This is a genomic window from Streptomyces sp. NPDC002935, from assembly GCF_040611295.1.
GTDB lineage: Bacteria > Actinomycetota > Actinomycetes > Streptomycetales > Streptomycetaceae > Streptomyces.
The window spans coordinates 159,168-173,228 of the sequence record NZ_JBEXNW010000011.1 but is presented as its reverse complement, the minus strand read 5'-3'; the positions used below and the strand labels follow the sequence as shown (position 1 = coordinate 173,228).

The 14,061-nt window shown below is 70.4% G+C and carries 13 protein-coding genes, 1 pseudogene and 2 riboswitches; of the genes and pseudogenes, 10 read left to right on the top strand and 4 right to left on the bottom strand.

Features of this window, described 5'->3' with window-relative positions:
- Positions 1-3: 3 nt before the first annotated feature.
- Both ABZX90_RS17445 and ABZX90_RS17440 read right to left on the bottom strand, forming a co-directional pair.
- On the bottom strand, positions 4-768 hold the full coding sequence (locus ABZX90_RS17445; RefSeq protein WP_355205759.1) for a glutathione S-transferase C-terminal domain-containing protein: 765 nt from the start codon (positions 766-768) through the stop codon (positions 4-6).
- Between the two features lie 111 nt (positions 769-879).
- Positions 880-945: a putative leader peptide gene (locus tag ABZX90_RS17440; RefSeq protein WP_351121255.1), complete on the bottom strand. Its 66-nt coding sequence runs from the start codon at positions 943-945 to the stop codon at positions 880-882.
- A 36-nt stretch (positions 946-981) separates the two neighbouring features.
- Positions 982-1,071, bottom strand: a riboswitch (SAM riboswitch).
- A 200-nt stretch (positions 1,072-1,271) separates the two neighbouring features.
- On the opposite strand from ABZX90_RS17440, the gene ABZX90_RS17435 reads away from it, so the two are divergent.
- The 6 genes from ABZX90_RS17435 (at position 1,272) to ABZX90_RS17410 (ending at position 7,361) form a co-directional block, all read left to right on the top strand.
- The gene (locus ABZX90_RS17435; RefSeq protein WP_355205756.1) at positions 1,272-1,406 is read left to right on the top strand and encodes a hypothetical protein; all 135 of its coding nucleotides are present in this window, start codon (positions 1,272-1,274) and stop codon (positions 1,404-1,406) included.
- 167 nt (positions 1,407-1,573) lie between these two features.
- Entirely contained in the window at positions 1,574-2,578 is a 1,005-nt protein-coding gene (locus ABZX90_RS17430) for an amino acid ABC transporter permease (RefSeq protein ID WP_355205753.1), read from the top strand.
- 98 nt (positions 2,579-2,676) lie between these two features.
- The gene (locus ABZX90_RS17425) at positions 2,677-3,441 is read left to right on the top strand and encodes an amino acid ABC transporter ATP-binding protein (protein WP_351121257.1); all 765 of its coding nucleotides are present in this window, start codon (positions 2,677-2,679) and stop codon (positions 3,439-3,441) included.
- A gap of 179 nt (positions 3,442-3,620) precedes the next feature.
- A complete protein-coding gene (locus ABZX90_RS17420; RefSeq protein WP_355205750.1) occupies positions 3,621-4,646 on the top strand; it encodes an ABC transporter substrate-binding protein in 1,026 nt (341 codons plus the stop codon).
- Between the two features lie 74 nt (positions 4,647-4,720).
- Positions 4,721-5,965, top strand: coding sequence for an LLM class flavin-dependent oxidoreductase (locus tag ABZX90_RS17415; protein WP_355205747.1), 1,245 nt, complete (start codon positions 4,721-4,723; stop codon positions 5,963-5,965).
- Between the two features lie 19 nt (positions 5,966-5,984).
- Positions 5,985-7,361, top strand: coding sequence for an NtaA/DmoA family FMN-dependent monooxygenase (locus ABZX90_RS17410; RefSeq protein ID WP_355205744.1), 1,377 nt, complete (start codon positions 5,985-5,987; stop codon positions 7,359-7,361).
- 270 nt (positions 7,362-7,631) lie between these two features.
- Here the strand turns inward: ABZX90_RS17410 and ABZX90_RS17405 are convergent, their stop codons facing one another.
- Entirely contained in the window at positions 7,632-8,423 is a 792-nt protein-coding gene (locus tag ABZX90_RS17405) for a VOC family protein (protein ID WP_355205741.1), read from the bottom strand.
- A gap of 535 nt (positions 8,424-8,958) precedes the next feature.
- Here ABZX90_RS17405 and ABZX90_RS17400 point away from each other — a divergent pair.
- From ABZX90_RS17400 to ABZX90_RS17385, 4 genes and pseudogenes are all read left to right on the top strand, one after another.
- Positions 8,959-9,077, top strand: a pseudogene (locus ABZX90_RS17400) (acyl-CoA dehydrogenase family protein); the annotation flags it as partial.
- The gene (locus ABZX90_RS17395; protein ID WP_355205738.1) at positions 9,074-10,150 is read left to right on the top strand and encodes an enoyl-CoA hydratase/isomerase family protein; all 1,077 of its coding nucleotides are present in this window, start codon (positions 9,074-9,076) and stop codon (positions 10,148-10,150) included. The pseudogene ABZX90_RS17400 and the gene ABZX90_RS17395, both read left to right, overlap by 4 nt.
- Before the next feature lie 263 nt (positions 10,151-10,413).
- A riboswitch (cobalamin riboswitch) is annotated at positions 10,414-10,560 on the top strand.
- A gap of 40 nt (positions 10,561-10,600) precedes the next feature.
- On the top strand, positions 10,601-10,822 hold the full coding sequence (locus ABZX90_RS17390) for a CbtB-domain containing protein (RefSeq protein WP_351121023.1): 222 nt from the start codon (positions 10,601-10,603) through the stop codon (positions 10,820-10,822).
- A gap of 21 nt (positions 10,823-10,843) precedes the next feature.
- Positions 10,844-11,602, top strand: coding sequence for a CbtA family protein (locus ABZX90_RS17385; RefSeq protein WP_351121025.1), 759 nt, complete (start codon positions 10,844-10,846; stop codon positions 11,600-11,602).
- A gap of 73 nt (positions 11,603-11,675) precedes the next feature.
- On the opposite strand, the gene metE is transcribed toward ABZX90_RS17385, so the two are convergent.
- Positions 11,676-13,994: a 5-methyltetrahydropteroyltriglutamate--homocysteine S-methyltransferase gene (gene metE, locus ABZX90_RS17380; RefSeq protein WP_355205733.1), complete on the bottom strand. Its 2,319-nt coding sequence runs from the start codon at positions 13,992-13,994 to the stop codon at positions 11,676-11,678.
- Positions 13,995-14,061 lie beyond the last annotated feature (67 nt).

Below are 14,061 nucleotides of genomic sequence, written 5' to 3'. Positions count from 1 at the left end.
GCACTACCTCGTTGCCGCCCGGAAGGCGGGGTGGTCGCCGAGGCGGCGTACGTAGTCCTGGAGCCGGGGGTATGAGCAGAGAGCGCCGGCCGGGTCCAGTCGGGTGAGGGCCACCCACGCGTCCACGTCCGCCGCCGTCAGGCTCTCGCCCAACACGTAGGGCCGGGAACCGAGTTGACAGTCCAGCAACTCCAGGGCCGCCGAGAGTTCCGCGGGCCGGGCGGACGGGGTGACGTCGCGGTCCAGCAGGTCGCGGAGGGCGTCGATCTCCGCGGCAAGGGTCGGTGGACGCAGTGTGGAAGGACGGCCCGCGCTGTGACCGGAGAGCAGGCCCGCGAGATCGCGGAGAATGTCGGGGGTGTCGTTGCTGACGATGCGTCCGCTCCATCGGTCGCACAGCGCGGGCGCCGTCAGGGGGCCCTCGTAGTGGTGCTCGGTGGCCTCGTACGCGCGGCGCAGTGAGGCGAAGGCCTCGGGTGTCCCGGCCGGGTGCGTCAGGAGCGTGGTGGCGACCGATTCCTTCAGACCGAGCAGGTCGAGGGTGATCGCGATGCGCAGCGAGAGCGGACAACTCTCCGACAGATACAGCTCGTAGCGGTGCGGTGCCGGGTAGAAGCCGCCGGCCAGGCCGACGCCGATCCGGCTGTGCGTGCTGCGCGAGAGGGCGGACGGGGTCGCCAACTTGAGGCGAAGGTCCGAGGGGAACGAAACCTGGTCACAGGCACAGGAGTTGACTGTGCCGGAAGTGCGCGAAGCTGTCTCGGGCATGACTCTCCCTTGGGGAACGAGGAAGCCACCGCCGCCTTGTGGGCACCAGCGGCCGAATGCGGAGCGACTGCGCTTGTCGCGCCGGTCCGGATCGAACGGACCGGCTGCGGATCAGTAAGCGCTGGAGACACGCAACAGATCGATGTGCAAGCGCCTCGTCAAGCCGTTCCTGGGCATTCCCACCGGTCCCACCTCCGGGGCTCGCGAGACGCGAGACCACGCTTGCCCCGCCGCACCGGCGGGACCCGGGGCACCCCGTCGCGGTGGAAGGGTTGCCTGTCAGCGGGCCGGGGCCGATGACCACATGAGCGGACGAACCCGCACCGTGGGCGCTGACAATCGTGACCGTCCACGCCAGTCTCGGCGCGCCCTGTGACGCCGTCAAGAAGGCCGGGCGCGCGGTCTCACCTGGTGGTCACCCGCATTGACATTCTTTTCGGGGCGGGCCTAACGTGCGGCGCACAACGGGATGCCCCAGGGCCGGAGAGACGACGGTGACGGCGATGTACGCAGCAGACGGGACGACCGCATGGCGGCGCCTCGGCCGCGTCGTGCTGTGCGCCGACCGCTCCGTCGACCTGCTGCGCGTCAACAGCGCGCTGTGTACGGTCATGTGCCGCACCGTCAGCCGAGGCTGACGGTTCTTCCGGTTCTCTGACGACCACTGCTGCCGCGGTGTGTCCTTTCCCCGTCCAGCCCCCCGTTCCGCGTGTGCCCGTGCGGCGCCTCGTGCTGAGCCGTCTTCCGCTCCGCGTCGCGCTGCCGCTTCCGTGGTCCGGGGAGTCCGAATCCGCTGGAGCTCTCCATGAGTCAATCTCCCGGCACCGCTGTGTCCTCCGGATCGGCACCGCTCGCCGAGACGATCCCCCGTACCGACCTCCCCGCCCCGCCCAAGACCCTGACGGCTCAGCGGGTCCTTCCGCTCCGGCGTCCCGGCCGCCATCTCGTCACGGCCGTCGTGCTCGTCCTGGTCGCCCAGATCACCCATGGGCTGGTGACCAATCCCTTCTACCAGTGGGACCGGTTCCAGTACTGGTTCCTCCGCCCGACCATCCTCGACGGCCTGCTCATCACCCTTGAAGTCGCCGTCTACAGCGCCGTGTTGGGCCTCCTCGGCGGCATCCTGCTCGCCCTGGCCAGGCTCTCCCCTAGCCCGGTGCTCCGCGCGGTGAGCTGGGTCTACACCTGGCTGTTCCGGTCGGTGCCGCTGATCGTGGTCCTGCTGTTCCTCTACAACTTCAGTGCGCTGTACCAGACGTTGAGCGTGGGCGTGCCCTTCGGCCCGGCCTTCTTCACCTTCGACGAGTCCCGCCTGGCCACCGACATGGCCGTCGCCGTCATCGGACTGAGCCTCAACGAAGCGGCGTACGCCTCCGAAGTGGTGCGCGGCGGCATCCTCTCCGTCGACCAGGGCCAGCACGAGGCGGCCTCCGCCCTGGGCCTGCCGAAGCGGTACCAGTTCGCGAGGATCGTCTTCCCGCAGGCACTGCGCTCCATCACCCCCAACTACGTCAACCAGCTGATCGGTCTGATCAAGGGCACCTCACTGGTCTTCTACGTGTCCCTGCTGGACCTGTTCGGCTCCGTGCAGAGCATGGGCAGCACCTACCCCGGCGACATCGTGCCGCTGCTCCTCGTCGCCACCGTCTGGTACCTGATCCTCACCAGCGTCGTGTCCGTCATCCAGTTCTACGTCGAGCGGCACTACTCGCGGGGCGCGCTGCGCACCCTGCCGCCGACCCCGCTGCAGAAGGTGCGGAACGGTCTGCGCGAGATGCGGGCCCGAGTCCGGAGGGAGACGGCGATATGACCGGCGACAGGGATCGGACGAGCACCTGGACACGGAGGGCGCGTGCCGCGCAGGCGACGGACACGGCTTCGACGGCCGAGAACGCCGGAGCGCTCCAGGTGCGGCCCGCGGCGCTCCAGGTGCACGACGTGCACAAGTGGTACGGCACCCAACAGGTACTGAACGGCGTGGAGTTGACCGTCCGGCCGGGGGAGGTGACGGTGGTCGTCGGGCCGTCGGGCTCCGGCAAATCCACCCTCCTACGCGTGATCAACCACCTGGAGAAGCCCGAGATCGGCCATGTCAGTCTGAACGGCGAGCTCATCGGCGTACGCAGGCACGGCGAGCGTCTGAAGGAGCTGAGCGAGCGGGTCATCCTGGCCCAGCGCGGCCGGATCGGATTCGTCTTCCAGAACTTCAACCTCTTCCCTCATCTCACCGTGCTGGACAACGTGGCCGCCGCTCCGGTGGCGACCGGCAAGCTGTCCAAGCCCGACGCCCAGGAGCTGGCCCGCGATCTGCTCGCCCGCGTGGGGCTCGCGGACAAGGCCGCCGCCTATCCACGGCAGTTGTCGGGCGGACAGCAGCAGCGCGTGGCCATCGCCCGAGCCCTCGCCCTGCGGCCCGGTGTCATCCTCTTCGACGAACCGACGTCCGCGCTCGACCCCGAACTGGTCGGGGAGGTGCTCGCCGTCATCAAGGACCTGGCCGACAGCGGCACCACCCTCGTCATCGTCACCCACGAGATCGGTTTCGCCCGCGAGATCGCCGACCGGGTGGTGTTCATGGACGCCGGCCGCATCGTCGAACAGGGCCCGCCCGACCAGGTGTTGGACCATCCGCGACAAGAGCGCACCAGGGACTTCCTGAGCAAGGTGCTCTGACCCTGCCCTCCCTGGCACACAGCCAGGCACCCTTCGCGTCCCTGGAGCGAAGCCGGACACCCCTCGGGGAGATGCTCCGGCCTCGCCGTCCGCAGCACACAGCGAGGCACCTCCTCCCCGAATCCGCGGCCCGCCGGGACCGCGCCCCACATCTCATCGCACACCTGACAAGGACAGCCATGCGCACCCTCAGCCCCAACAGCAGACTTCTCCGCGTCGTCACCGCCTCGGTGGCCGTCGCCTCCCTCGCCACCTCCCTCGCCGCGTGCGGGGGAGACAGCGACGCGGCCACCCGGACGCGGAGCGACTCGGCCGGAACCCTCACCATCGGCGCCCTCTCCAACGGCGCGGCCAAGGAAACCCGGGTGAAGGTGTCCGAGGTGAAGTCGATCAGTGCCGAGCTGCCCAAGTCCGTGGCCGAGAAAGGCACATTGGTGGTCGGCGTCGGCGCCCTGCCCGCCGGATCGGCGCCGTTGAACTACGTGGGACAGGACCAGAAGACGCTCACGGGGACCGAACCCGACCTGGGCCGACTGGTCGCCGCGGTCCTCGGGCTGAAGCCGGTGGTGAAGAACTCGACCTGGGAGAACCTGTTCGTCGGCGTCGACAGCGGCAAGGTCGATGTCGCCTTCTCCAACGTCACCGACACCGAGGAGCGCAAGAAAAAGTACGAGTTCGCCTCGTACCGGAAGGACAACCTCGCCTTCGAGGTCCTGAAGAAGAGCACGTGGAACTTCGACGGCGACTACCGGAACCTGGCGGGCAGGACCGTCGCCGTGGGGGCCGGCACCAACCAGGAGAAGATTCTTCTGGAGTGGAAGGCGAAACTGGCCAAGGAGGGCAAGAAGCTCACCGTCAAGTACTACCAGGACAACAACGCCACGGCCCTGGCGCTGTCCAGCGGGAAGATCGACGCCTCCTTCGGCCCCAACCCCGCCGTCGCCTACCACGTGACCCAGAACGCCAAGACTCCCCACCCGACCCGCAACGCGGGCCAGTTCTCCGGCGCGGGTGCGACGCTCCAGGGGCTGATAGCGGCCACCGCGAAGAAGGGCAGCGGGCTCGCGAAGCCCGTCGCCGACGCCATCAACCACCTGATCGAGAACGGCCAGTACGCGAAGTGGCTGGCCGCCTGGAACCTCTCCAACGAGGCCGTCGGCACCTCCCAGGTCAACCCGCCGGGCCTGCCGCTCGACAACTCCTGACCTGTTGCCCTCGCGGCCGCCCCCGTCCACCGGGGGCCGGCTTCCTCGTACGGTCGATCAGGAAGGCACCTCCCGTGTCCTCGTCACCCTCTTCCCTGCACCTCGCCGTCGCCCTCGACGGCGCCGGATGGCACCCGGCCGCCTGGCGCGAGCCGGTCGCCCGCCCCCGTGAACTGCTCACCGCCGCCTACTGGACCGACCTGGTCACCGAGGCCGAGCGCGGCCTGCTCGACTTTGTGACCATCGAGGACGCGCTCGGCCTCCAGTCCTCGTCGCCCACCGAACCGGACGGCCGCACCGACCAGGTCCGCGGGCGCCTGGACGCCGTCCTCATCGCCGCGCGCGTCGCGCCGCTGACCCACCACATAGGTGTGGTGCCGACCGTGGTGGCCACACACACGGAGCCGTTCCATATCTCCAAGGCCATCGCGACCCTCGACTATGTGAGCACCGGACGCGCGGGCCTGCGCGTACAGGTCACGGCACGCCCGAACGAGGCCGCGCACTTCGGACACCGCACCTTCCCGCCGTTCCGACTCGAGGACTACGACACCCCCGCTGTACAGGAAGTGGTGGCCGACGTCTTCGACGAAGCCGCCGACTACGTCGAGGTCGTGCGCAGGCTCTGGGACAGCTGGGAGGACGACGCGGAGATCCGGGACGTCGCCACCGGCCGCTTCATCGACCGCGACAAGCTGCACTACATCGACTTCGAGGGCAGGCACTTCAGCGTCAAGGGCCCCTCGATCACACCCCGGCCGCCCCAGGGCCGGCCGATCGTCAGCGCCCTGGCCCACGCGACCGTCCCCTACCGGCTCGTGGCCCGGGCCGCCGACCTCGGCTACGTCACTCCCCACGACGCCGGCCAGGCCCGTGCCATCGTCGGGGAGATCCGCGCCGAGCAGGCCGTGGCCGGCCGCGCCGAGGAGACCCTGCACCTCTTCGGCGACCTCGTGGTGTTCCTGGACGACGACCCCGGCGCCGCGCAGGCGCGCCGCGAGCGACTCGACGCTCTCGCGGGCCCGCCGTACACCAGCGACGCCCGCGTCTTCACCGGAACGCCTGCCCAACTCGCCGATCTGCTCCAGGAACTGGGCGAATCGGGACTGTCCGGCTTCCGGCTGCGGCCCGCCGTCGTTGGGCACGACCTCCCCGCGATCACCCGCGGTCTCGTGCCCGAACTCCAGCGCCGGGGCGTCTTCCGGCGCGCCTACGAGGCCGACACCCTGCGCGGGCTGCTCGGCCTCGACCGCCCCGCGAACCGCTACTCCCCCAAGCTCTCCGAGCATGGGGCACCCCCTGCCGCCACGACCGCCTGAGCCGGAAGGACCCCCGACCATGAGCAAGCCGCTCAAGCAGATCCACCTCGCGGCGCACTTCCCCGGCGTCAACAACACCACCGTGTGGAGCGATCCCGAGGCCGGCAGCCACATCGAGTTCAGCTCCTTCGCGCACTTCGCGCGGACCGCCGAGCGCGCCAAATTCGACTTCCTGTTCCTCGCCGAAGGCCTGCGCCTGCGCGAACAGGGCGGAAAAATCTACGACTTGGACGTCGTGGGACGCCCCGACACCTTCACCGTCCTCACCGCGCTCGCCGCCGTCACCGAACACCTCGGCCTGACCGGCACCATCAACTCCACCTTCAACGAGCCCTACGAAGTGGCCCGCCAGTTCGCCAGCCTCGACCACCTCTCCGGCGGGCGCGCCGCCTGGAACGTCGTCACCTCCTGGGACGCCTTCACCGGCGAGAACTTCCGCCGCGGCGGCTTCCTGCCGCCGGAGGAGCGCTACTCCCGGGCCAAGGAGTTCCTGACCACGGCGAACGAACTCTTCGACTCCTGGCGCGGGGACGAGATCGTCGCCGACCAGGAGACCGGCACCTTCCTGAACGACGCCAAGGCCGGAGCCTTCGTCCACCAGGGACAGCACTTCGACATCGAGGGACAGTTCAACGTCCCCCGCTCCCCGCAGGGCCGCCCGGTCATCTTCCAGGCCGGTGACTCGGAGGAGGGCCGCGAGTTCGCCGCGGCCGGCGCCGACGCGATCTTCAGCCGCTACTCCACCCTCAAGGAGGGCCAGGCCTTCTACACGGACGTCAAGGGGCGCCTCGCCCGCTACGGCCGCCGCCCCGACCAGCTGCTGATCCTGCCCGCCGCGACCTTCGTCCTCGGGGACACCGACGCCGAGGCCGAGGAGCGCGCCCGCGAGGTGCGGCGCGCGCAGGTCAGTGGCGCCACCGCGATCAAGCACCTGGAGTTCGTCTGGAACCGCGACCTGTCCGCGTACGACCCGGACGGGCCCCTTCCCGACATCGACCCGGACCTCGGCGAACACACCGTCGCCCGCGGTCGCGCCCAGGTCCGGATGTACCGCGACCCGCTGGCCACCGCCCGCGAGTGGCGGGAGCGTGCGGCCGCCAACAACTGGTCCATCCGCGACCTCGTCATCGAGACCGGCAACCGCCAGGCCTTCGTCGGCTCCCCGGCCACGGTCGCCGCGACCATCGACGACTTCGTCCAGTCCGACGCCTCCGACGGCTTCATCCTCGTCCCGCACATCACCCCGGGCGGCCTGGACGCCTTCGCCGACACGGTGGTCCCCCTCCTCCAGGAACGCGGCGTCCACCGCACCGAGTACGAGGGCAGCACCCTGCGCGACCACCTCGGCCTGGCCCACCCCGACGCCGAGACACCGGCCGGCCGAGTGGCGTCGTGATGTCCGACATCCCTCTCGGTGTCCTCGACCTGGTCCCGATCTCCTCCGGTTCCACCGCCGCCGAGGCGTTGCGCGACTCCATCGACCTGGCACGGCGGGCCGAGAGCCTCGGAGTACGCCCGGCACTGGTTCGCGGAACACCATCTCAACCCGTGGCCGAGGAGTGGCGTCGGCAGGCGGTGCCCCACCCCGCTTCCATCCGCTCCGGGACGGCCCACCGGACCAGGGCACAGTGGCTCCCGGCCGGATGGGCCTCGCCGGACAGGAGTGTCACATCTGCGGGTCGGGCTTCAGTAGTGCGAACGCCGCGCCGAAGGGGTCCGCGAGCCAGGAGATCCGGCCGACATCCGGGATGTCCTCCGCCGGCATGAGCACGGACCCGCCGTTCGACTGTGTCGCCGTGACCGTGGCGTCGACGTCCTCCGCGTGGAAGTACGGCACCCAGCGGGGCTGATCGACCCCGGCGCCCGCGCCGTCGCTCATCGGCGCGACCCCGCCGAAGGAGGCTGCCTGCTGGTCGCCGTCCTTGGTGCTCAGCACCCGGTACGTCATGCCGGGCGCCTGCATTTCCTGGCTGCGCCAGCCGAAGAGGCCCTGGTAGAAGGCGATGTCCCCGACGGGGTCGGGGACGTGCAGCTCTACCCAGAGCAGCGTGTTCGGGGCGGAGGCAATGTCCAGCCCGGCGGTCTTGCCGGGCTGCCAGAGCGCGAACTCGGCGCCCTGCGGGTCGGTGGCCTGTGCCAGCCAGCCCTCGCCCATGACGTCGGTGGGTTCCATCCGAACGGTGCCGCCGGCGGCGGTGACGGCCGAGACGGTGGCCTGGATGTCATCGGCCTTGAAGTGGACCATCCAGGCGGAGCTCGCCCCTTCCTGGGTGAGCGGCCCGAGGGCGGCCACGGTCTTCCCGTCGACCTGGAAGAACCCGTACCCGCCCGCCTCGGGACCGGCGGAGACGAACTGCCAGCCGAAGACGGCGCCGTAGAACGCGGCGGCCGCATCGGTGTCGGGGCTGCCGAGGTCGAGCCAGTTGGGCGATCCGATACTGAAGTCTGTACCGAGCATGGGAGTCCTCCAGGACGTCGGTCGATCGGGCTGGGGGCAACGATGCCGACCCTGCCCGGATCGGGCCACCTGTGACCACCGGCGGGCCACCTGTCACCACCGGCTTCACTCATCCGGAGTAACCCGCGCGCCGGCTCGGGCGCCGAAGCCGTGACCGCCCCATTCCCGCCGCGCCCCGTATCCCTGCCCCGCCCTGAGACAAGCCTTCGATCAAGGTGCCGCGCCGACAGGACGGACAGGTGGCTCACGCCTCGCCTTCCTCCTACGGGCAGAGCCGTACGCGACCCACGGGCCGTGCTGAGCGATGGCCAGGCGTCCCCCATGCCGAACACGTCGTGGATCGGCTTGACTTCGACCGCCACGACGTGGAAGTCGAGAACGCGCTCGGAGATGGCACGGGCCCGCTCGGGGCTCGCGCACTCGATCACCTAGTAGGCGGTCAGTTGCTCGGTTTTTCGTGCGGCCTGGTGCGTCACCGGTCACGACGGGAGCCGAGGGTCTCGTGCGCCCCGGACCCGAACGGAGGGTCACGGCCCTCGGTGAGTACCGTAGCGAGAACATCGTCGTGACCTGCGAATGCATCAGATCCTGGAAGGAACCAACGAGACCATGCGCGTCTTCGTGGCCCGTCGCCCGACCGAGGCGTTCGGGTGACCGGCACCGGGGCACAGGGCGCCGGGGCGCACGCCGTCGAGGAATCCGTCCTGCTGCACACCGACGGACGGGCCGCCCACCTCACGCTCAACCGGCCGAGGGCCCTGAACGCCCTGAACCACGCGATGGTGCGCCGGATCGACCAGGCGCTCACCGCCTGGGAGCGCGACCCGGCCGTCGAGACCGTGGTCATCACCGGCGCCGGAGAGCGCGGACTGTGCGCGGGCGGCGACATCCGCGTCGTCCACGACGACGCCCGCGACGGGGACGGCACCGCGTCCGCCGCGTTCTGGCGCGACGAGTACCACCTCAACGCCCGCATCGCCCGCTACCCCAAGCCGTACGTGGCTGTCATGGACGGCATCGTGATGGGCGGCGGCGTCGGCATCTCCGCGCACGGCAGCGTCCGCGTCGTCACCGAGCGCTCACGCATCGCCATGCCCGAGACCGGCATCGGCTTCGTTCCCGACGTCGGCGGCACCCATCTGCTCGCGCACGCCCCGGGCGAACTGGGCACCCATCTCGCCCTGACGGGTACGTCGATCGGCGCCGGCGACGCACTGCTGTGCGGCCTCGCCGACCACTACCTGCCGTCCTCGTCACTCCGGCAGTTCGTATCCGACCTCGCGGCCCTCCCGGTACGAGAAGTGCTGGCCCGGCATGTGCAGCCGCCGCCCCGGGCCGAGTCGGCGGACCGGCGGGAGTGGATCGACGCCTGCTACGCCGCCGACACGGTCGAGGAGATCGTGGCGCGGCTGCTCGAAGTCGGCGACCCGGCGGCGAAGGAGACGGCCGAGATCCTCCTCGGCAACTCACCCACCGCCCTGAAGGTCACGCTGGCCGCCCTGCGCCGCGCCCGGCGGCTCGGTTCGCTGGAGCGCGTTCTGGACCAGGAGTACCGCGTCTCCTGCGCGGCCCTGTCCGCCCCCGACCTGGTGGAGGGCATCCGGGCCCAGATCATCGACAAGGACCGCGACCCGCACTGGTCCCCGGCCACCCTCGGCGAGGTCACCGACGCCGACGTCGAGCGCTTCTTCGCCTCCCTGGGCGAGCGTGAACTCGGGCTCGCCTGACCCGGCACCGCGACGGAGGGTGAGGACGGGGGCCGGGTGCTTCTCGTTCACCCGACTCGGGATCCTTGTCGGACCGTGGGCGAAGTGGCAGGCGAACTCCGCCCACGAGTCGCCGAGTTGTCCCTCGCCGACACCGAACGCGGGGGAGCCACCGAGGACTTCTCCGAGCGTTGTCCGAAACGGCACCGGTGGCCCACCGCTCACGGAGGACCCGCCACCTGGGACGAGAGGAAGATCACGGCAGGTGGTGCGGTCTTGGCCATGCACTCGCCACGCGGTACGGTCGGTCCGATATTGATGACGTCAAGACGGAAGCCGGTGGAAATCCGGCACGGTCGCGCCACTGTGAACGAGACGCTCCAGCCACGCTGGGCGCCACGTGAGTCAGACCCGTAGGCGTCATCCTGTGCACCACCGAGATGGGACGCGAACTCCCGAGGAGGTCCTGCCATGGCGCAGACCGTCGCCCAGCCGACAGCCACCACCCCCGCCGTTCCCGCCACGCTGCCGCTGAAGGCGATAGCTCCCTGGGCGGCCTTCTTCGGCATCCTGATGCTGGTCCTGCTGTACTTCGTCGGCGCCGAACAGGGCGCCACCGCCGTCGTCTCCGGCGAGGACGTCCACGAGTGGGTGCACGATGCCCGCCACCTGCTCGGTTTCCCCTGCCACTGACGCGAGGGACAGCGCACACTCATGAACTCCGCAACGGTAAGAAACCTGCTCGTGCGAGGCATGCTCGCCGGTCTCGGCGCGGGTGTAGTCGCCCTGGTCGTCGCCTACTTCCTCGGTGAGCCGAGCGTCGACAGTGCGATCGGCTTCGAGGAGGCTCATGCCTCCGGGCACGAGCACGAGGTCGAACTCGTCTCCCGCAGCCTCCAGTCCACCGCCGGCCTGGCCACCGGTGTCCTCATCTACGGAATCGCCTTCGGCGGTATCGCGGCGCTCGCCTACTGCTTCGCGCTCGGCCGTGTGGGCCGCTTCGGCCCGCGCGCGACCGCGCTCCTGCTGTCCGGGACCGCACTGCTCGCCGTGTACGTCGTGCCGTTCCTGAAGTACCCGGCCAATCCGCCGTCGGTCGGCGACCCCGACACCATCGGCAAGCGGACCACGCTGTACTTCCTGATGATGGTGCTCAGCGTGCTCCTGGCGATCGGCGCCACCATCCTCGGCAAGCGCCTGGCGCCCAGGCTCGGCACTTGGTACGCGACGGTCGCCGCGTTGGCCGCCTTCGCCGTCGTGATCGGCCTGGCCTACGAGTTCCTGCCCGTGATCAACGAGGTGCCGCGGGACTTCCCCGCCACCCTTCTCTGGCGCTTCCGGCTCTCCGCCCTGGCCATCCAGACCACACTGTGGGTCGGATTCGGCCTGGTCTTCGGCGAGTTGGCCGAGCGGATGCTCAATCCCAAGCCCGCGACAGTCCCGTCCGGGCGCTCGGTTCCGGCCGCGAACTGAATCCTGCGGGACACCAGAGGGGCCCTCGGAACCATCCGGGGGCCCCTCTCGCGTTGTGCGGACCTCCACCGTGTCAGGACCCCGAGAGTTCCCCGCGGACGGTGTGGGCGGCGGCGACGAGGTTCTCCAGTGAGGCGCGGGTCTCGGGCCAGCCGCGGGTCTTCAAGCCGCAGTCGGGATTCACCCACAGCCGTTCGGCGGGGATGGCCTTCAGCCCGGCCCGCAGGAGTTCGGCGGCCTCCTGGGTGCTCGGAACGCGCGGGGAGTGGATGTCGTACACGCCGGGTCCCGCCTCGCGCGGGTAGCCGTGCGCGGCGAGTTCCCGCGCGACCTGCATGCGGGAGCGGGCCGCCTCCAGGCTGATGACGTCGGCGTCGAGATCGTCGATGGCCTGGACGATGTCCCCGAACTCGGCGTAGCACATGTGCGTGTGGATCTGCGTGTCCGGGCGGACTCCGCTCGTGCTGAGCCGGAACGCCTCCGTGGCCCACGCCAGGTACGCCGGTCGGTCGGCCGTGCGCAGCGGGAGTGTCTCGCGCAGCGCGGGTTCGTCGACCTGGATCACCGAACTCCCGGCCGCCTCCAGGTCGTTCACCTCGTCCCGCAGGGCCAGGGCGACCTGGCGGGCGGTGTCACCGAGGGGCTGGTCGTCGCGGACGAAGGACCAGGCGAGCATGGTGACCGGCCCGGTGAGCATGCCCTTGACCGGGCGATCGGTCAGCGACTGGGCGTACGTCGTCCAGCGCACCGTCATCGGCTCGGGGCGGGAGATGTCGCCGACCAGGATCGGCGGGCGGACATAGCGGGTGCCGTAGGACTGCACCCAGCCGTACCGCGTCGCCAGGTAACCGGTGAGCTGCTCGGCGAAGTACTGGACCATGTCGTTGCGTTCGGCCTCGCCGTGCACCAGGACGTCCAGACCGGTCTTGTCCTGGAAGGCGATCACCTCCTGGATCTCGGCCTTGATGCGCTCCTCGTAGCCGACCGTGCCGATCCGGCCCGCGCGGAGATCGGCGCGCGCGGTGCGCAGTTCGCCGGTCTGCGGGAAGGAGCCGATGGTGGTGGTCGGCAGCAGCGGGAGACCGAGGTGGGCGCGCTGGGCCGCTACGCGCTCGCCGTACGGCTGGGACCGGCGGCCGTCGGCCTCCGTGACGGCGGCGGCGCGGGCCCGGACGGCCGGGTCGTGCGTGATCGGCGAGTTCGCCCGAGAGGCCAGGTCGGCGCGGTTGGCGGCGAGTTCGGCCGAGATGCTGCCGGTGCCCTGGGTGAGCCCCTTGGCCAGGGAGACGACCTCGGCCGTCTTCTGACGGGCGAAGGCGAGCCAGCGCAGGATCTGCGGCTCGATGTCCCGCTCCGGGGCGGAGTCGAGGGGCACGTGGAGTAGGGAGCAGGAGGCCGACACGTCGACCCGGTCGGCCAGCCCGAGCAGGGTGCCGAGGGTGGCCAGGGACTTCTCCAGGTCGTTCACCCAGATGTTACGGCCGTCGACCACACCCGCGACCAGGCGCTTGCCCGGCAGTCCGCCCACGGCGGCCAGGGCGTCCAGGTTGGCGCCGGCCGCCCCGGTGAAGTCCAGGGCGAGTCCCTCGACCGGAGCCTTGGCCAGTACCGGCAGCGCGTCGCCGAGCCGGTCGAAGTACGAGGCGACCAGGAGCTTCGGCCGGTCGCGGAGACCACCCAGCTCGCGGTAGGCCCGTGCGGCGGCGTTCAGTTGGGCCGGGCTGCGGTCCTGGACGAGCGCGGGCTCGTCCAACTGCGCCCACTCCGCGCCCGCCGCGCGCAGGTCGGCGAGGACTTCGGTGTACACCGGCAGCAGCCGGTCGAGGAGGGTGAGCGGGTCGAAGTCCGCCGGCGCGCCCGGGGCGGGCTTGGCCAGCAGGAGATAGGTGACCGGACCGACCAGCACCGGGCGGGCGCTCAACTCAAGGGCGAGTGCCTCCTCCAACTCGGCTACCTGCTGGGTGGAGTCGGCCGTGAAGACGGTGTCCGGGCCCAGTTCGGGCACCAGGTAGTGGTAGTTCGTGTCGAACCACTTCGTCATCTCCAGCGGTGCCACGTTCTGGGTGCCACGCGCCATGGCGAAGTAGCCGTCCAGGGCGTCCACTTCGACAGCGGCGCGGTGGCGGGCGGGAATCGCACCGACCATGACGGTGGCGTCGAGGACGTGGTCGTACGTGGAGAAGGCACCCGTCGGCACCTCGTCGATACCGGCGTCGGCCAGCGACTGCCAGTTCCCGCGACGCAGTTCCGCGGCGGTGGCGCGCAGGGCGTCGGCGGTGACACGGCCCTTCCAGTAGCCCTCGATCGCCTTCTTCAGTTCCCGGTTCGGGCCCTGACGGGGGTAGCCGTACACGGTGGCCCGTGCTGCCGCGGCTGCGGGCTTGGTGGTCACGGAGATCTCCTTCGCGAGATGAATCCCTGAGATCCCGGCACCGGGACGAGAGCGCGAAGGGGTGACG